Source organism: Chromobacterium sphagni (genome assembly GCF_001855555.1).
Taxonomy (GTDB): Bacteria; Pseudomonadota; Gammaproteobacteria; order Burkholderiales; family Chromobacteriaceae; genus Chromobacterium; species Chromobacterium sphagni.
Genome location: NZ_MKCT01000018.1, coordinates 16,811 through 33,475, shown reverse-complemented (window position 1 = coordinate 33,475; position 16,665 = coordinate 16,811). Strand labels below are relative to the sequence as shown.

General features: G+C 64.2%; 18 protein-coding genes. 11 read left to right on the top strand and 7 right to left on the bottom strand.

Annotation, left to right across the window (positions count from 1 at the left end):
- The 4 genes from BI344_RS11040 to BI344_RS11030 form a co-directional block, all read right to left on the bottom strand.
- A partial coding sequence (locus tag BI344_RS11040) for an efflux transporter outer membrane subunit (RefSeq protein WP_071113004.1) occupies positions 1-1,332 on the bottom strand: 1,332 nt, incomplete at its 3' end.
- Between the two features lie 224 nt (positions 1,333-1,556).
- Positions 1,557-1,820 carry a glycine betaine ABC transporter substrate-binding protein gene (locus BI344_RS25810; RefSeq protein WP_206600372.1) on the bottom strand — a complete coding sequence of 88 codons (264 nt, stop codon included), beginning with the start codon at positions 1,818-1,820 and terminating at the stop codon, positions 1,557-1,559.
- 2 nt (positions 1,821-1,822) lie between these two features.
- Positions 1,823-2,335 (bottom strand): glycine betaine ABC transporter substrate-binding protein, encoded by a 513-nt coding sequence (locus BI344_RS11035; protein ID WP_206600371.1) that lies wholly within the window; start codon positions 2,333-2,335, stop codon positions 1,823-1,825.
- 72 nt (positions 2,336-2,407) lie between these two features.
- Positions 2,408-3,421 (bottom strand): zinc-binding alcohol dehydrogenase family protein, encoded by a 1,014-nt coding sequence (locus BI344_RS11030; protein WP_071113003.1) that lies wholly within the window; start codon positions 3,419-3,421, stop codon positions 2,408-2,410.
- 137 nt (positions 3,422-3,558) lie between these two features.
- Between BI344_RS11030 and BI344_RS11025 the strand changes: the two genes are divergently transcribed.
- From BI344_RS11025 to BI344_RS10985, 9 genes are all read left to right on the top strand, one after another.
- On the top strand, positions 3,559-4,497 hold the full coding sequence (locus tag BI344_RS11025; RefSeq protein WP_071113002.1) for a LysR family transcriptional regulator: 939 nt from the start codon (positions 3,559-3,561) through the stop codon (positions 4,495-4,497).
- A 116-nt stretch (positions 4,498-4,613) separates the two neighbouring features.
- Positions 4,614-5,978 (top strand): polynucleotide adenylyltransferase PcnB, encoded by a 1,365-nt coding sequence (gene pcnB / locus BI344_RS11020; protein WP_071113001.1) that lies wholly within the window; start codon positions 4,614-4,616, stop codon positions 5,976-5,978.
- On the top strand, positions 5,975-6,481 hold the full coding sequence (folK, locus tag BI344_RS11015) for a 2-amino-4-hydroxy-6-hydroxymethyldihydropteridine diphosphokinase (protein WP_071113000.1): 507 nt from the start codon (positions 5,975-5,977) through the stop codon (positions 6,479-6,481). The genes pcnB and folK overlap by 4 nt, the downstream gene beginning before the upstream one ends.
- A gap of 1 nt (position 6,482) precedes the next feature.
- Complete coding sequence (locus BI344_RS11010) at positions 6,483-7,118, top strand: deoxynucleoside kinase (RefSeq protein WP_071112999.1); 636 nt, start codon at positions 6,483-6,485, stop codon at positions 7,116-7,118.
- Positions 7,119-7,178: 60 nt separating this feature from the next.
- Complete coding sequence (panB, locus tag BI344_RS11005) at positions 7,179-7,970, top strand: 3-methyl-2-oxobutanoate hydroxymethyltransferase (protein WP_071112998.1); 792 nt, start codon at positions 7,179-7,181, stop codon at positions 7,968-7,970.
- A 19-nt stretch (positions 7,971-7,989) separates the two neighbouring features.
- Positions 7,990-8,823: a pantoate--beta-alanine ligase gene (panC, locus tag BI344_RS11000; RefSeq protein WP_071112997.1), complete on the top strand. Its 834-nt coding sequence runs from the start codon at positions 7,990-7,992 to the stop codon at positions 8,821-8,823.
- A 23-nt stretch (positions 8,824-8,846) separates the two neighbouring features.
- On the top strand, positions 8,847-9,227 hold the full coding sequence (gene panD, locus BI344_RS10995) for an aspartate 1-decarboxylase (RefSeq protein ID WP_043573938.1): 381 nt from the start codon (positions 8,847-8,849) through the stop codon (positions 9,225-9,227).
- 338 nt (positions 9,228-9,565) lie between these two features.
- The gene (locus tag BI344_RS10990; protein ID WP_071112996.1) at positions 9,566-11,560 is read left to right on the top strand and encodes a bifunctional 2',3'-cyclic-nucleotide 2'-phosphodiesterase/3'-nucleotidase; all 1,995 of its coding nucleotides are present in this window, start codon (positions 9,566-9,568) and stop codon (positions 11,558-11,560) included.
- A gap of 71 nt (positions 11,561-11,631) precedes the next feature.
- Positions 11,632-12,354: a tetratricopeptide repeat protein gene (locus BI344_RS10985; RefSeq protein WP_095210813.1), complete on the top strand. Its 723-nt coding sequence runs from the start codon at positions 11,632-11,634 to the stop codon at positions 12,352-12,354.
- 11 nt (positions 12,355-12,365) lie between these two features.
- Here the strand turns inward: BI344_RS10985 and BI344_RS10980 are convergent, their stop codons facing one another.
- Entirely contained in the window at positions 12,366-13,157 is a 792-nt protein-coding gene (locus tag BI344_RS10980) for a substrate-binding periplasmic protein (protein WP_071112994.1), read from the bottom strand.
- Positions 13,158-13,368: 211 nt separating this feature from the next.
- Here BI344_RS10980 and BI344_RS10975 point away from each other — a divergent pair, with 211 nt between their 5' ends.
- Positions 13,369-13,779, top strand: coding sequence for a GFA family protein (locus BI344_RS10975; protein ID WP_071112993.1), 411 nt, complete (start codon positions 13,369-13,371; stop codon positions 13,777-13,779).
- A gap of 4 nt (positions 13,780-13,783) precedes the next feature.
- Here the strand turns inward: BI344_RS10975 and rraA are convergent, their stop codons facing one another.
- Positions 13,784-14,263: a ribonuclease E activity regulator RraA gene (gene rraA / locus BI344_RS10970; protein ID WP_071112992.1), complete on the bottom strand. Its 480-nt coding sequence runs from the start codon at positions 14,261-14,263 to the stop codon at positions 13,784-13,786.
- A gap of 101 nt (positions 14,264-14,364) precedes the next feature.
- The gene (aceA, locus tag BI344_RS10965; RefSeq protein WP_071112991.1) at positions 14,365-15,663 is read right to left on the bottom strand and encodes an isocitrate lyase; all 1,299 of its coding nucleotides are present in this window, start codon (positions 15,661-15,663) and stop codon (positions 14,365-14,367) included.
- Positions 15,664-16,110: 447 nt separating this feature from the next.
- Here aceA and grpE point away from each other — a divergent pair, with 447 nt between their 5' ends.
- The gene (grpE, locus tag BI344_RS10960) at positions 16,111-16,656 is read left to right on the top strand and encodes a nucleotide exchange factor GrpE (protein ID WP_071112990.1); all 546 of its coding nucleotides are present in this window, start codon (positions 16,111-16,113) and stop codon (positions 16,654-16,656) included.
- The last annotated feature ends 9 nt before the right edge of the window (positions 16,657-16,665 follow it).

The window sequence follows — 16,665 nt, the reverse complement described above, 5'->3', positions numbered from 1 at the left end:
CGCCTGGGCTTCGGCGTCGGCCTGGGCTTTCAGCGCCGTCGCGTCCGCGTCTATCGCCCGCAAGCTGTCCGCCACGTTCTGGAAGGCCTTCAGCACCGTGGAGCGGTATTGCGCCTCCGCCTGTTGGTAGGCGGCTTCCGCCGCGCGGCGCTTGGCGCTGAGCGCGCCGCCGTTGAACAGCGGCTGGGTCAGGCCGGCGCTCAGGCCCCACAGCGTATTGCCTATGTCCATGCCCGGCAGCACGGTGTGCTGCGTGCCGTAGTTGCCGCTGAGGGTGATCTGCGGATACTGGTTGGCGGTGGCCACGCCCACGTTGGCGCTGGCCTGGTGCAGCAATGCCTCGCTGGCGCGGATGTCGGGCCGCTGGCGCGCCAGCGCCGACGGCAGGGAGATCGGCAGTTCGGCCGGCAGTTGCAGAGAGTCGAGCTGGAATTCCGGCAGGCCGGTTTCCCCTGGGAAGCGACCGACGAATACCGCCAGTTGGTGGCGGGTCTGCGCCAGCGCCTTGTCCAGCGGCGGCAGCTGGGCGCGGGTCTGCGCCACCAGCGTGCCCTGGGTCAGCGCCGCGGAGCGCGGCTGGGCGCCCAGCGTCACCTGCTTGTCCACGATGCGCAGCTGTTCCTCCTGCGCCTTGAGCAATTCCTGGGTGGCCTGCAGCTGGCCGCGCAGCGAGGCCTCCTGCACCGCGCTGGTCACCACGTTGGCGATCAGGGTCTGATAGGCGGCCTCGGTCTGGAAGCGCTGGTATTCCGCCGCAGCCATCAGGCTTTCCAGTTGGCGGCGCTCGCCGCCGAACAGGTCCAGTGTGTACGACACGTTGACGGTGGCGTTGTAGACATTGAATTCGTTGGGCGTGGTGCCGGTGAGGATGGCGCGCTGGCGACCGCCGCCCAGTTGGGCGTTAACGGCCGGATAATAGGTGGAGCCGGCGGCGGCGTTGTAGTTTTCCCGCGCCTGGGTCAACGCCGCCTGGGCGGCGTCCAGGGTGGGATTGTGCTGCAGCGCGGCGCGGATCAACCGGTCCAGCTGGTCGGAACGAAATAGTGTCCACCATTGCTCCGGCAACGGCTGGCCGCTTGCCAGGCGCTGGCTGGTCCCGGCCGGGCCGACATGCTCGCTGCGGGCCGATGCGGTGGCCGCCGGCAGCGGGGATTCGGTGTAGGGACCGTTGGCGGCTTGCGGCAGCGCCGGCGACTTGAAGTCGGGACCGACGGCGCAGCCGGCCAGCGCCAGCGTGATGGCGATTGTGGCCGCTCCGCGCCGTAAGGGAGCCTGCGATTTGCGATGCGGAACGGGACTATCCCCGCTGCTGGGACTCGATTTGCAATACACGGCGTGCTCCTGGATGTGCGGAACGTCGCCGGCCAGGAGGCGGGGTCGGCGGCTTTCCTGATTTCTTCCCCTGCGGCGGTGTCAATGAGCCGGCGCATGGGGCTGAACCCCGTATGCTCTATGGATTTGGGCTGTATGTCTACTGGGTTGATGGATGGGGCGGAATAATGTCGCTTTGTTGAATATTGTCGCGAGGGGAAAAGGCTGCGCCTTGCCGGCGAACATCAGGATGGCGGCTGCAGCCATTGCCGGGCGGCGTGGCGCGGCGCCAGGCCCCGGCGCGATACCAGATGGTCCAGCCAGGTTAGGGCCCGGTTGCCCAGCCGCAGGGCGTGCAGCTCGGCGGCGGCCGAGGCGGGCAGGCGTTCCAGCGCGGCTTTGCGGATCAACAGCGTCGCCTCGTCCTTGCCGCGCAACAGGCCGGCGGGATCGGCCAGCTCGCGGATATCGTGCTGCCAGTGCAGGAACTGGGGTTGCCACAGCGGCACCACTAGCCAGTCGCGTCGCGCCGCCGCGTTTTTCGAAGGCGCGCGCGCAGTCTTCCAGGCTGCCGTTTTCGAAGTGGTAGCCGGCTTGTTCCAGGCCGTAATGGGCGATGATTTCGCGCGAAAAGCGGCTGATGCCGGCGCCTGGGTTGATGCCCCTGTATCTTCTTCAGCATGCGCGCGGCGACCTCCGGTTTTTTCAGGTCGGCGATTTCCGCCACCGACTCCGCCGGCACGTAGCCGGGCACGGCCCATAGTGCGTACGGGGTGTAGAGGACGGCCAGTTTTTCCACTTCATCCGCCATCGGAGCCAGGTAGCGGCCATGGCTGCCCGGCAGCCAGGCGCAGCACAGCAGGTCGCCTTCGCCGCTGGCCAGCAGCTCGAACGCCCGCTCGTGCGGCACGCGCCATTCGCTGGCGGCCACGCCGTGTTTTTCCAGCATGGCCGCCACTGCGGCGGCGCTGGCGTGATGGAAGGACAGGTCTATCGTGATCAGGGTCAGGTGAGGGGAGGTCATCCGGTTTCCATTCGGGACAGAAAAAACCGCAGCCGACTGCGGTTTGCGGCGTAGCTTGCGGTTTGCCTCGGCTCAGAAACCGCTGAGCACGATCTTGCCCTTGGCGGCGTTACTTTCCAGCAGCGCGTGGGCGCGCTTGAGATTGGCGGCGTTGATGGCGCCGAAGCGTTCCGCCGCGGTGCTGCGGACGATGCCGGCGTCCACCAGGCGCGCCAGCTCGGTCAGCAACTTGTGCTGTTCGATCTGGTCGTCGGTGGCGAACATCGAGCGGGTGTACATGAATTCCCAGTGCAGCGAGATGCTCTTGCGCTTGAGCTGGGAGACGTCCAGCGCGGCCGGGTCGTCGATCAGCGCCAGCTTGCCCTGCGGCGCGAGGGCGGCGACGATCTCGGCGAAGTGGGCGTCGGTCTGATTCAGGCTGGCGACGTAGTCCACCTCGGCCATGCCGATGCGCTTCAGCTCCTGGCTCAGCGGCTGGCGATGGTCTATCACCTGGTGCGCGCCCAGATCCTTCACCCAGGCCTGGGTTTCCGGCCGCGAGGCGGTGGCTATCACCGTGAGGCCGGTCAGTTGGCGCGCCAGTTGCAGCATGATGGAGCCGACGCCGCCGGCGGCGCCGACGATCAGCAGCTTCTTGCCGCTGGGCGCGCCGTTGGCCAGCACCTGCAAGCGGTCGAACAATAGTTCCCAGGCGGTGATGGCGGTCAGCGGCAAGGCGGCGGCGCTTTCGAAGTCCAGGCTGTCCGGCATGCGGCCGACTATGCGCTCGTCCACCGCGTGCAGCTCGCTGTTGGCTCCGGGGCGGTGCAGGGCGCCGGCGTACCAGACGCGGTCGCCCACCTGGAACAGGCTGGCCTTGGCGCCCACAGCCTTCACCACGCCGGCCGCGTCCCAGCCCAGCACCTTGGCCTGGCCGGCCTCCGGCGCCATGTTGGCGCGCACTTTGACATCCACTGGATTGACAGAGACGGCTTTGACTTCCACCAGCAGGTCGCGCTCGCCGATGACGGGTTCCGGCAGCTGCACGTCTTGCAGCGCTTCCGGATGGCTGATCGGCAGGCTTTGGTAGTAGGCGATGGCTTTCATGGCGTTTCCTTCATCTAGGATCTATCTGGACCGGGCTGCCGGGATGGCGGCCTCGGTATGGACTACATGCTATTCCAATTTTCATTTATGAAAATCCAGCTAAAATTCGAATCAGTTTCAAAAAAATATTGATAAAAATGGTCAGAATCGACGATTTGCAGGTATTCATCCGCGCGGCGGACAACGGCAGCCTGTCGGCTGCGGCGCGCCAGCTGGACTTGAGCCCGGCGGTGGCCAGCGCGGCGTTGAAGCGGCTGGAGGCGGCGGTGGGCGCGCAACTGCTGGCGCGCTCCACCCGCAGCCTGCGCTTGACGGTGGCGGGGGAGCGTTATCTGGAACACGCCCGCGCCGCGCTGGACGCGCTGCAGTCTGGCAGCGTGGCCTTGGCGCAGGACCGCCAGGCGCTGTCAGGCAGCCTGTCGCTGTCGATGCCGTCCGATCTGGGGCGCAATCTGCTGCGGCCGTGGCTGGATGCCTTTCTGCAACAGCATCCCGGCCTGAGCCTGCAATTGCAGATCAGCGACCGGGTGGCCGACCTCTATCGCCAGCCGGTGGATGTGGCCTTGCGCTATGGCGTGCCGGAGGATTCGGCGCTGGTGGCCTTGCCGCTGGCGCCCGACAACCGCCGGGTATTGTGCGCGTCGCCGGATTATCTGGCGCGGCACGGCGCGCCCGCCGCGCCGCAGGACCTGCGCCGCCATTCATGCCTGCGTTTTATCCTGGGTGCGGCGGTACATGAGCGCTGGAGCTTTCTCCGCAACGGCGAGAGGCAGGTGGTGACGGTGGATGGGCGCTGGCACAGCGACGACGGCGAGATCGTCCGCAACTGGGCGCTGGCAGGCTTGGGCATCGCCTACAAGTCCAGGCTGGACGTGCTGGCCGATTTGCGCGCCGGACGCTTGCAGCCGCTGCTGGAAGGCTATGATACGGAGCAGACCCCGCTCTATCTGGTGACGCCGCACCGCTTGATGCTGTCGCCGGCGGCGGTGGCGTTGCGCGCGCATCTGCAGCAATGTCTGGATGCTTATTTGGCAGGGCCGCGCGCAGGCGAAGGGCGGAATGACAGTTGCGATTAAAACAAGTTGCGGCGCAGGAGGGCGGGGATGTGTATTTTCCGTAAAGAATCGGGCTATAATCGCGGCCTTGAATCCCTAATCTTGCGAATCCAGCATTCCAAGTCACAATCTTCCACATGATCCGCAAGCTAATCCGAAAAGTACTGGACCTGCCGGCCGGCATGAGCAAACGCCGTAACAAGCCGCGCGTCTTTCCGCTGCCCCAGCACGGCGTCCGCCGCGACCAGTTGAGCCAGGCGGCGCTGCGCGTCACCTCCCGGCTGCAGGAGGCCGGCTTCGCCGCCTATGTGGTGGGCGGCGCGGTGCGCGACCTGATGCTGGGCGTTTCACCCAAGGATTTCGACGTGGCCACCAACGCCACGCCCGAGCAGGTGCACCACTTGTTCCGCCGTTCCCGCATCATCGGCCGCCGTTTCCGCATTGTCCACGTGATGATGGGCCCGGAAACCATCGAGGTGACCACCTTCCGCGGCGGTAATGTCGACGACACCAATGAAACCGGCCGCATCATGGCCGACAACAGCTTCGGCAGCCAGGAGGAGGACGCGCACCGCCGCGACTTCACCGTCAACGCGCTGTTTTATGATCCGTTCGATGAAACCGTCATCGACTACCACAATGGCGTCAAGGACCTGCACGCCAAACGACTGGTGATGATAGGTCAGCCGGCGCGGCGCTATCAGGAAGACCCGGTGCGGATGCTGCGCGCGGTGCGCCTGGCGGCCAAGCTGGGCTTCGAGATCGACGAAGACACCAGGAAGCCGATCCGCGCCCACGCGCATTTGCTGAAGAAGGAGCCGGCGGCGCGTCTGTTCGACGAGATGCTCAAGCTGTTGATGTCCGGCCAGGCCTACGCCTGCCTGAAGAAGCTGCGTGACGAGGGTCTGGCGCGCGGCGTGTTCCCGCTGCTGGACGCGGTGATGGACGACAAGGGCAACGACGACGCCTTCCTGCGCCTCAGCCTGGAGAGCACCGACGCCCGCTTGCGCGCCGACAAGCCGATTTCGGTCGGCTTCCTGCTGGCTACGTTGCTGTGGCGCCAGGTGAACCAGTGCTGGCAGCAACGCATCGCCGCTGGCGAGAAGAGCCTGCCGGCATTGCTGTCCGCCATTGCCGATGTCGAAGCCGAACAGGACAACGATTTCGCCATCCCGCGCCGCTTCGGCGTGACCATGCGCGAGATCTGGACGCTGCAGGCGCGTTTCGACAGCCGCAGCGGCGCCCGTCCCTACCGCTTCCTGGAGCAGCCGCGCTTCCGCGCCGCCTACGACTTCCTGGCGCTGCGCAGCGAGGCTGGCGAAGTCACGCCGCAGCTGGTGAGCTGGTGGGAGCGCTTCCAGCGCGCCGATGCCGCCGAGTGCGAGCGGCTGATCGCCGAGGCCAAGGAGCAGGGTGGGGACGCCGAGCCGGCCAAGAAGCGCCGCCGCCGGCGCAGCAGCAGTCGCAAGGGGGACGCTGGCGGCGGGGAGAGCGCCCAGTGACGCTGGCCTACGTGGCTCTGGGCAGCAATCTGGAGCAACCGGCGGAACAGGTCAGGGCCGCGCTCGCGGCCCTTGGCCATTTGGCCGGCACCTCCTTGTTGCGCCATTCCTCGCTGTATCGCACGGCGCCGGTCGGCTATGCCGATCAGCCCGACTTCATCAACGCGGTGGCGTTGCTGGACACCCGGTTGCCGCCGCTGGACTTGTTGGACCAGCTGTTCGCCATAGAACAGCGCTTTGGCCGCGAACGCAGCTTCCGCAACGCGCCAAGGGTGCTGGATCTTGACCTTTTGTATTATGATGATGTCGTCATGGGAGGGCCGCAGCTGACGCTGCCTCATCCGCGCATGCGCGAACGCGCTTTCGTGATGGTGCCGCTGGCCGAAATCGCGCCCGGTATGCTGCCCGGCGTCGGCGACGTGGCCGCGCTGGCGGTCGGCCTGGACTGCGCCGGCGTGGAGCGGCTGGATGACGGCGGCGAACCCCAAGAAAAACAGGAATAACATGAGTCAATTGCGATACGTGGTGGTGGAGGGGCCGATAGGCTCGGGGAAATCCTCGCTGGCCGCCCGGCTGGCGCAGTACTGGGGGGTGCAGCTGAAAGCGGAAGACCCGGCGGCCAATCCTTTCCTGCCGCGCTTCTATCGCAATATGCCGGCCCACGCGCTGTCCACCCAACTGAGCTTCCTGATGCAGCGCGCCGACATGGCGCGCGACATGCTGCAGGGCGAGCTGATGGCCGCGCCGCTGGTGTCGGACTTCTTGTTCGAGAAGGACGCGCTGTTCGCGCGGCTGAATCTGGACGAGCACGAGCTGGCGCTGTACCAGCGGCTGGTGCGGCAGGCGTTGCCGGAGTATCCGGTGCCGGATCTGGTGATCTATCTGCAGGCATCCGAAGACACGCTGCTGCAAAGGGTGGCGGCGCGGGCGGTGGAGTACGAGGTAAACTTTCCCGAAGGCTATCTCAAGCGCGTGCATGCCGGCTACAGCGAGTTTTTCCATCAGTACGAGGCGTCGCCGCTGCTGATCGTCAACACCGATCACCTCAACCTGGTGGACGGCGACGAGGATTTCGATCTATTGATCCGCTGCATTGCAGAAATGCGCGGCCAGCGCAGTTATTTCAACAAGAGCGTCTGACCGGGGCCCGGTTGCATCGTCCCCCTGGACGCCGCAGATGGAACACGAGGAAGTCGAGAAATGAAAATAACCGTCAATACCTTGCACAAGCTGGCTGCGGAAGGCCAGAAGATCACCATGCTGACCTGTTACGACGCCAGTTTCGCCAGCCTGCTGGACGAGGCTGGGGTCGAGATCCTGCTGGTGGGGGATTCACTGGGTCCGGTGATGCAAGGCATAGAGTCCACGTTGCCGGTCAGTGAGGACGAAATGGCCTACCATATCCGCTGCGTGGCGCGCGGCGCCAAAAATGCGTTGATTCTCGGCGACATGACTTTCGGCGCCTATCAGCAAAGTCCGCAACAGGCCTTCGCCCACGCTTCGCGCCTGTTGCAGGCCGGCGCCCACATGGTGAAGCTGGAGGGCGGCGCCTACATGGCCGAGACCACCCGCTTCCTGGTGGAGCGCGGCGTGCCGGTGTGCTCGCACATCGGCCTGACGCCGCAGTTCGTCAACGCTTTCGGCGGCTACCGCGTGCAGGGCAAGAGCGAGGCCGATGCGCAGCGCATTCTGAACGACGCCAAGGCGCTGGCGGAGGCCGGCGCCAGCCTGATCGTGATGGAGTGCGTGCCGGCGGCGCTGGCGCGCCAGATCACCGAAACCGTCAATGCGCCCACCATAGGCATAGGCGCGGGCGTGGACGTGTCCGGCCAGGTGCTGGTGCTGCACGACATGCTGGGCGTGTATCCGGGCAAGAAGGCGCGTTTCGTCAAGAATTTCATGCACGAAGCCGGCAGCATCCAGGGCGCTGTCGAAGCCTACGTCAAGGCGGTGAAGGCCAAGACCTTCCCGTCCGAAGAACACACCTACTAAGCCCGGGAGACGACAAGCGATGGAAATCATCCGTACCGTGGCCGAGATGCGCGCCTGGCGCAAGCTGGCCGGCAAGCTGGCTTTCGTGCCCACCATGGGCAATCTGCACGAGGGCCACCTGGCGCTGGTGACGGCCGCCCGCGGCCAGGCGGACAAGGTGGCGGTCAGCATCTTTGTCAACCGGCTGCAGTTTGGCCAGGGCGAAGACTTCGACGCCTATCCGCGCACTTTCGACGCCGATTGCGACAAGTTGCGCGCCGCCGGCGTGGACGCGCTGTTCTTCCCCAACGAGCGCGAGCTGTACCCGCGCGTGAAGCAGGACTTCAACGTCGAGCCGCCCCACATCCAGGACGAGCTGTGCGGCGCTTTCCGTCCCGGCCACTTCCGCGGCGTGGCCACGGTGGTGACCAAGCTGTTCAACATCGTGCAGCCGGACGTCGCCTGCTTCGGCAAGAAGGACTTCCAGCAACTGCATGTGATCAAGGCGATGGTCGACGACCTCAATTCGCCGATTGAAATCCTGCCGGTGGACACCGGCCGCGCCGAAGACGGCCTGGCGCTGTCCTCGCGCAATGGCTATCTCTGCGCGGAAGAGCGCGCCGAGGCGCCGCGCCTGTACCGCAATCTGTGCGCGTTGCGCGACAGCCTGCTGGCAGGCAGCCACGACTACGCCGGTTTGGAGGCTGCCGCCAGCGCGGATCTGGCCGCCGCCGGCTGGGTGGTGGACTATGTGGAAGTGCGTCAGGCTGACACGCTGGAAATCGCCCATGCCGGCGAGAAGCGGCTGGTGGTGCTGGCGGCTGCGCGCCTGGGCCGCACCCGCCTGATCGACAATATCGAAGTGTTCCGTTGAAACGGGACGACAAGGAAACCGTCATGCAACGCAATATGCTCAAGTCCAAGCTCCACCGTGTGACCACCACGCACGCCGAGCTGCATTACATCGGCTCCTGCGCCATCGACGAGAACCTGCTGGAAGCGGCGGATATCCTCGAATACGAAGAAGTGCAGATCTGGAACGTCACCAACGGTGAGCGTTTCGCCACCTACGCGATCAAGGCCGAACGCGGCTCCGGCGTGATTTCGGTCAATGGCTCCGCCGCGCGCCGCGCCGCGCCGGGCGACTTGCTGATCATCGCGTCGTTCGCCCAGTACGAAGACGCCGAGCTGAAGAACCATTCGCCCAAGCTGGTATTCGTCGATGGCGACAACCGTCTGACCGAAGTCAAGGGCGCCACGCCCACCCAGCCTGCCTGACGAGAGTTTCTTCCGACATTGGGCCGCTTGCTGAAATCAGCAGGCGGCTTTTTTATTGCCCGCATGATCGGCGAGTGTGAGCGGCCGGATTGATCGCGAATGGTTTATTGAGCGGAGAATCCGTATTTTTGTTTTTCGGTTTTGGTCATGGAATGGCCCGAGTGATTGTCTGGCAGTCGGGTGGATGGATTGTTTTCAGCCTTTAGCGCTGTGCGTCGGGGCGGTTTTTTCTTTGCGTTGAAATAAATAAATAATATCCGATGGGGGAATAGCAAACGCAAAGCCAATAAAATCCCGCCAGGGCGATTCAGGCCCGATGAAAACAAGAGAGGTATGTGATGAATAAGAGCAATATCGCCGCGGCTGGGCTGGCAGGCCTGCTGCTGGCCGGCTGTTCGAGCGGCAGCGCGCCGTCCGGCAGGCCTGCAGAAGGCACCACCGTCAATGTGGCGCTGCTGGAAACCACCGATATCCACCAGAACGTCCTCAGCTACGACTACTACAAGCTGGCCGCCAATCCCTCTTTTGGCCTGGAGCGGGCGGCCACGCTGATCCGGCAGGCGCGCAGCCAGTACCCCAACAATCTGTTGCTGGACGACGGCGATCTGATCCAGGGCACCGCGCTGGGCGATTATCAGGCGGCGGTGAATCCGCTGAAATGCGCGGATACCCTGGCGGTGCACAAGGTGATGAATTACCTGAAGTACGACGCCGGAACCATAGGCAACCACGAATTCAATTTCGGCCTACCTTTTCTGTCGCAGGTCACCAATACCAATTTCCGCCTGGCCAATATCGCCCAGCCGTCCGGCTGCGGCTCGCCTGCCTATCCGCAGGTATTGGCGAATGTGGCCAATCTGGCCGACAGCAAGCCCATTTTCCAGCCCTACGCCATATTGAAGCGCACCTTCGCCGCCACCGCGCCGGATGGCCGCAGCGTGCAGGTGCCGGTGAATATCGGCGTGATCGGCTTTACGCCGCCCACCGTCATGGATTGGGACAAGAAAAACCTGAACGGCCAGGTCTACACCAACGGCGTGGTGGAAACCGCCAATAGCTATATCCCGCAGATGCGCCAGGCCGGCGCCGACCTGGTGGTGGCGCTGTCGCACGGCGGGCTGGATCCGTCCAGCTACAGCCCGACCATGGAGAATGGCAGCTGGCATCTGGCCAAGACCGGCATAGACGCGCTGATGATAGGCCATTCGCACGACATCTTCCCCAATCCGGGCGTCGCCGGCTCGCAGTTCAACACTATGCCGGGCGTGGACAACAGCAAGGGCTTCGTCAATGGCGTGCCCACGGTAATGGCCGGCAACTGGGGCAACCGTCTGGGCGTGATCAGGCTGACGCTGAAGTACAGCGGCGGCAAATGGGTGGTGCAGGGCGGACAAACTGCGGTGGAGACTCGTTCGATCAAGAACGCCGACGGCAGCTATGTGGCGGCCGATCCCAATGTCGCGCAACTGGTGGCCAGCGAGCACCAGGCCACCATCAACTACGTCAAGACGGCGATAGGCAGCACCGACTTCCGCATGAACACCTACTTCGCGCTGCTGGGCGACGTCAGCGCCATTCAGATCGTCAACATGGCGCAGCAGGACTACGTCAAGAAATACGTGCAGGCCAATCTGCCGCAATACGCGTCCCTGCCGGTGTTGTCGGTGTCGGCGCCGTTCAAGGCCGGCCGCAACGGCGCCAGCGACTACACCGACGTGGCGCAGGGGCCGATCGCCATCAACAACGCGGCCGACCTCTACCTCTACCCCAACACGCTGCAGGCAGTGAAGGTGAGCGGGACGGATGTCAAGAACTGGCTGGAGCGCGCGGCGCAGATGTTCAACACCATCGATCCAAGCGCCACGGCGCCGCAGGAGCTGGTCAACGCCAACTTCCAGGTGTTCAACTTCGACGTGATGTATGGGGTGCGATACCAGATCGACGTCAGCCAGCCAGTGGGTAGCCGCATCGTCAATCTGAGCTATAACGGCGCGGCCATCGATCCGGCGCAGCAGTTCATCGTGGCCACCAACAACTACCGCGCCAGCGGCGGCGGCAACTTCCCGGGTATCGACGGCACCAAGACCATCATCCAGGCGCCGGACGCCAACCGCGACGTGCTGATTGCTTACATCAAGGCCAACGGCGATCTCGGCCGCGCCCAGTACGGCAGTGACCGGTCGTGGAGCTTCGTCAAGATCAACGCCAAGGTCAACTTCAAGAGCATCGCCAATCAACTGGCCGCGGCCAGCCTCGCCGGCATCAACGGCGTGAGCCAGGGGGCTGACAATGGCGACGGCACCTGGACTTATCAGGTGGATTTGAGCCAGTAATCCCGATTTGAGATGAAGAGGCATGAGGGGTGGGCCGTCCCGAGGCGGATCGGCCTTGCCCGTGTTCAGCTATGAAACCGAACAAGAATCTATTGATGGCCGCCATCGCGGCATTGTCCATGCTTGCCGGCTGCGCCGGAAAGCCCAGCCAGGCCAAGTTGGACGATACCCGCCAGCACGCGCTGTTCGCCCGCGACGCCGCCGCCTGGCAGCGGCTCGAGGACTGGGCCAGGAATGACGATCCCGACGCGCAGCGCACGCTGGCGGAAGCCTTGTCCAGCGACGGCGGCATGGCGGGTTGGCGCAAGGCGCGGCCCTGGTATCAGGCCGCCGCCGAGCGTGGCGACGCGTTGTCGGCGTTCCGCCTGGCTCGGATCTACGCCAAGGGCCTGGGCGCGGCGGCGGATGCCGGCCAGTCCGCGCGCTGGTTGGCGCTGGCGGCGCAGCGCAAACAGGCGGACGCCGCCTGCATGCTGGGCTTGCGCGCCAAGGATGGCGGGGATGCGGCCGCGGCCAGGGGCTGGTTCGAACTGGCGGCGCAGCAGGGCAGCGCCGAGGCGATGTTCCAGCTGGGCATCGCCTATCAGGAAGGCCTGGGCGTGGCGGCGGACCAGCCGCGCGCGCGCGGCTGGTATGAGAAAGCGGCAAGGCTGGAAATGCCGGCCGCGCTGCAGACGCTGGCGATGGCCTACGAGGGAGGCGATCTGGGTTTGAAGAAGGACCCGGCCAAGGCTGCGGAACTGTTCAATCTGGCGGCGCACGCCATCCACGATTTCGAGTCGGCGTTGTTCTGAGGCGGCCGGCCTCAGCGCGGTACGTACCGGTTCAGCAGCTTGTCCAGCTGGCCGGAGGCCTGCATCTGTTGCAGCTCCTGGTTGACCAGTTGTTGCAGCTGCGCGCCCCTGGGATTCTTACGCGTGAAGATCATGTGGAAGGCGTTGCCCGGCATGCCGGGCAACGGCATGCGGCCGATATTGGGGTCGCTGATGATATGGGCGCTGCCCAGTTTGTCGAGGCCGACCATCACCTCGTAATCCTCGGCGAACAGGTCGAAGCGGTCGGCCAGCAGCATCTTGCCCAGTGTCGGATAGTCGACGGTGCGCACCATGGCGTCCTTGTTGACCGCGGTGAGCGCGGAGTAGGCATAGCCCTTGATGCCGCCCAGCCGGTAGCGGCCCAGGTCGGTCTGGCCGGCGACGTTCACGCCGTCCGGATACTTGGCCTTGGAATAGAACACATAGTAGTGGGTCTGGTAATACGGCGTGGAGAACAGAAACTGTTTTTCCCGTTCCGGATTCTTGCTGGCGCTCAGCGCCATCAGATACTGTTCGCCGCTGTCTATCGACGACAGGCAGCGTTTCCACGGCAGCAGGTCGATCTGGAACGGGATGTGGTGCTTGTCGAGGATCCGGCGGATCACATCCACCGAGTAGCCAGTCAGGTCGGCGGTGGGTTGGTGGTTGTAGCGCAGGTAGTAGGTGTAGGGCGGCCACTCGTCGCCATCGTCGCAGATGTGCAGCAATGAGCGGTCCAGGTCTTGCGCCAGGCTCAGCGCGGGCAGGAATAGCAGGGCGATCAGGGGGCGTAGGGATAGCATGGCGAATACCGCCTAGGGGAAATACCTATATTTGCCAGTATAGAGTGTAGAAAAATAACTGCCGGAGTTTGCGCCGAAGCGGCGGCGCGGCGGTTTTTTTGCACTTGCAGCATCGCTCAGGCATAGTGAAACAAATGGATTGCGGCGATGCCGGACAGCAAGGCTGGCCGGGGTGGCGGGCGCCGCATCGCGATTCACTGGGAGAGCCGTCATGACCATAGGCCTGACCGGCGGTTGCCTGTGCGGCGCGGTACGTTACCGGCTGCGCGGCACGCCTTTCCATATCACCCACTGTCATTGCCGCAGTTGCCGGCGCGCCAGCGGGGCGGCTTTTGTCACTTGGTTCACCATGCGGGTGCACGAACTGGAATGGCGCGGCGAAAAGCCGGTGCAGTACCACTCCTCCGCCGCGGTATCGCGCGGCTTCTGCCCGCATTGCGGCTCGACGCTGACCTACTTCCACGAATCCGATCCCGAAGAAATCGACATCACCGCGGCATCGCTGGACAATCCCGAGGTGCTGGTGCCGGAGCACCACACCTGGTGGGAGCAGCGGCTGGAGTGGGGTACCGCCAATGCCCAGGGCGCGTTGCCGGTGCATCAGCGCGGGGGAGGGATGTAGCGGGTTAGACCAGCTGCCGCGGGCTGACGACGATGCCGTCTGCGTCGGCGTACAGCCAGTGGCCCGGCGTTATCGCGCAACCGGCGATGCGGATGTCCAATTGTTTTTGCCCAGTTCCCAGTTTCACCGATTTGCGCGGATAGGCGGCCAGCGCCCTGACGCCCAGCGGCAGTCGCGCCAGCGCTGCGCTGTCGCGCACGCAGCCGTCTATCACCAGGCCCGTCCAGCCGTTTTTCACCGCCAACTCGCCCAGCATGTCCCCCACGAGCGCGCAACGGCGCGATCCGCCGCCATCCACCACCAGCACCCGGCCTTGGCCGTCCTCTCCCAGCAGCTCGCGCACCAGGCTGTTGTCTTCAAACAGTTTCAGGGTGGCGACGCGGCCCGAGAAGCGCGTTTGCCCGCCAAAGGATTGGAAAATGGGGTCCAGCACGCTGATTTCCTGCTCGAATTCGTCGCAGAGGTCTGTCGTGGCGAAAGTCACGGTCTGCTCCTGGTTCAGAATGGAAAATGCCGCCCTCCGGTGAAGGTGGGCGGCATCGCCCGCGGGATACGCGGACTTTTGGGTGCGCCGCTTGTGGCGGCTTAGTGGAACTGTTCTTCTTCGGTGGAGCCGGTCAGCGCGGTGACGCTGGAGGTGCCGCCCTGGATCACCGTGGTGACGTCGTCGAAGTAGCCGGTGCCCACTTCCTGCTGGTGCGAGACGAAGGTGTAGCCGCGGTCGCGCGCGGCGAACTCCGGTTCCTGCACTTTTTCGACATAGGCGGACATGCCGCGGGCGACATAGTCCTGCGCTAGGTCGTACATGTTGAACCACATACTGTGGATGCCGGCCAGGGTGATGAACTGGTACTTGTATCCCATCGCGCCCAGCTCGCGCTGGAACTTGGCGATGGTGGCGTCGTCCAGGTTTTTTCTCCAGTTGAACGACGGCGAACAGTTGTAGGCCAGCAGTTTGCCCGGGTGTTTGGCGTGCACGGCTTCGGCGAACTTGCGGGCGAACTCCAGGTCCGGCGTGCCGGTTTCGCACCATACCAGGTCGGCGTAGTCGGCGTAGGCCACCGCGCGGCTGATGGCTTGCTCCAGGCCCTTCTTGGTTTTGTAGAAGCCTTCGGCGGTGCGTTCGCCGGTGAGGAAGGGCTCGTCGTTGGGATCGACGTCGCCGGTCAAGAGATCCGCCGCTTCGGCGTCGGTGCGGGCGATCACCAGGGTGGGCACGCCGTAGACGTCGGCCGCCAGGCGGGCGGCGATCAGCTTCTGGACCGCTTCCTGAGTCGGCACCAACACCTTGCCGCCCATGTGGCCGCACTTTTTCACCGAGGCCAGCTGGTCTTCGAAGTGCACGCCGGCGGCGCCGGCGCGGATCATCGCCTTCATCAGCTCGTAGGCGTTGAGCACGCCGCCGAAGCCGGCTTCGGCATCGGCCACGATGGGGGCGAAATAGTCGATATGGCCCTTGTCGCCTTTTTCCAGGCCCTTGGCGTGCTGGATTTCATCGGCGCGGCAGAAGGCGTTGTTGATGCGCTCGACCACCTTGGGCACCGAGTCCACCGGGTACAGCGATTGGTCCGGATACATCGCCGAATATTCGTTGTTGTCAGCCGCCACCTGCCAGCCCGACAGGTAGATGGCCTTGACGCCCGCCTTCACCTGCTGCATCGCCTGACCGCCGGTGAGGGCGCCCAGACAGTTGATGTAAGGCTCGGTATTCACCAGCTTCCACAGTTTTTCCGCGCCGTGGCGGGCCAGGCTGTGCTCCACCGGCAGCGAGCCGCGCAGGCGTTCCACGTCGGCGGCGGTGTAGCCGCGCTTGATGCCTTTCCAGCGCGGATTTTCATCCCAGTCTTTCTGGATGGCTGCAATGCGTTGTTCGCGAGTCGTCATGTTAGAACCCTTCTCGAAGCGTTTCTCTGCTCGCCGGGCAGGCCCGGCGTCCTCAATAGCATGATGGCGTATCCGGTGTTCCGGACTTTTTTGTCAAACCAGGCCGGATCGGCGTGATTTTTTTCTCCGTGCGCGGCAGCGATTTTGCGCCATGCCACAACGGCGTTTTCCTTACGGTGCGGCCATTATAAGCACAAAAAAAATCGCTTGTGTGCAGTGCAGCACAGAAAAAAATCTTGTGTTTTCATAAGCTAACAAAGTGTTCACATAAACGAACCATTCACCGGATTGTAGTGTTGCCAATGCGAAAAAATGACAGTTGAAATTTGCGTATCTTCGTTTTTCGTCTTCGTTGCGAGAAGCGCCATCAAGGGCTTGAAATCGCTGCAAAAGGCCCTACCTTGGGTCTGGACATCAAATTTAGCCGGTGCATTCCAAGGAAACGTCATGCAAGAAAATCAAAACCTGGCGGCCGATGCGGCCGACAACCAAGACACTGACATCGCCGCCGAGGCGCATACCGAGCTGGAGCAGACCCCTGAGCAGCATATCGCCGGTCTGGAGGCCGAAATCGCCGAACTGAACGACACCCTGCTGCGCGCCCGCGCCGAGCTGGACAACCAGCGCCGCCGCGCCCAGGAGGAAGTGGCCGCCGCGCACAAATATGCGATCGGCAAGTTCGCCGCCGAGCTGGTGACGGTGAAGGACTATCTGGAAATGGCGCTGTTGGACCAGAGCGGCCAGATCGACACGCTGAAGATGGGCGTGGACCTAACCTTGAAACAGCTGGTGTCGGCCTTCGACAAGGCGCAGATCAAGGACATCCAGCCCAAGGCCGGCGACAAGCTGGATCCGCACCAGCACCAGGCGATGAGCGCCGAAGAGTCGGACGCCGAGCCGAACACCGTGGTGCGCGTAATGCAGAAGGGTTACCTGCTGGCCGACCGCGTGCTGCGCCCGGCCATGGTGGTGGTAGCCAAGGCCAAGGCATAAAAAAGGCTG

Bases quoted from the DNA above. Each gene is read 5' to 3' on its own strand.
- BI344_RS11035 (WP_206600371.1), bottom strand. From the start codon at position 2,335: ATGACCTCCCCTCACCTGACCCTGATCACGATAGACCTGTCCTTCCAT.
- BI344_RS11030 (WP_071113003.1), bottom strand. From the start codon at position 3,421: ATGAAAGCCATCGCCTACTACCAAAGCCTGCCGATCAGCCATCCGGAA.
- BI344_RS11025 (WP_071113002.1), top strand. From the start codon at position 3,559: ATGGTCAGAATCGACGATTTGCAGGTATTCATCCGCGCGGCGGACAAC.
- pcnB (WP_071113001.1), top strand. From the start codon at position 4,614: ATGATCCGCAAGCTAATCCGAAAAGTACTGGACCTGCCGGCCGGCATG.
- BI344_RS11010 (WP_071112999.1), top strand. From the start codon at position 6,483: ATGAGTCAATTGCGATACGTGGTGGTGGAGGGGCCGATAGGCTCGGGG.
- panB (WP_071112998.1), top strand. From the start codon at position 7,179: ATGAAAATAACCGTCAATACCTTGCACAAGCTGGCTGCGGAAGGCCAG.
- panC (WP_071112997.1), top strand. From the start codon at position 7,990: ATGGAAATCATCCGTACCGTGGCCGAGATGCGCGCCTGGCGCAAGCTG.
- panD (WP_043573938.1), top strand. From the start codon at position 8,847: ATGCAACGCAATATGCTCAAGTCCAAGCTCCACCGTGTGACCACCACG.
- BI344_RS10990 (WP_071112996.1), top strand. From the start codon at position 9,566: ATGAATAAGAGCAATATCGCCGCGGCTGGGCTGGCAGGCCTGCTGCTG.
- BI344_RS10985 (WP_095210813.1), top strand. From the start codon at position 11,632: ATGAAACCGAACAAGAATCTATTGATGGCCGCCATCGCGGCATTGTCC.
- BI344_RS10980 (WP_071112994.1), bottom strand. From the start codon at position 13,157: ATGCTATCCCTACGCCCCCTGATCGCCCTGCTATTCCTGCCCGCGCTG.
- BI344_RS10975 (WP_071112993.1), top strand. From the start codon at position 13,369: ATGACCATAGGCCTGACCGGCGGTTGCCTGTGCGGCGCGGTACGTTAC.
- aceA (WP_071112991.1), bottom strand. From the start codon at position 15,663: ATGACGACTCGCGAACAACGCATTGCAGCCATCCAGAAAGACTGGGAT.
- grpE (WP_071112990.1), top strand. From the start codon at position 16,111: ATGCAAGAAAATCAAAACCTGGCGGCCGATGCGGCCGACAACCAAGAC.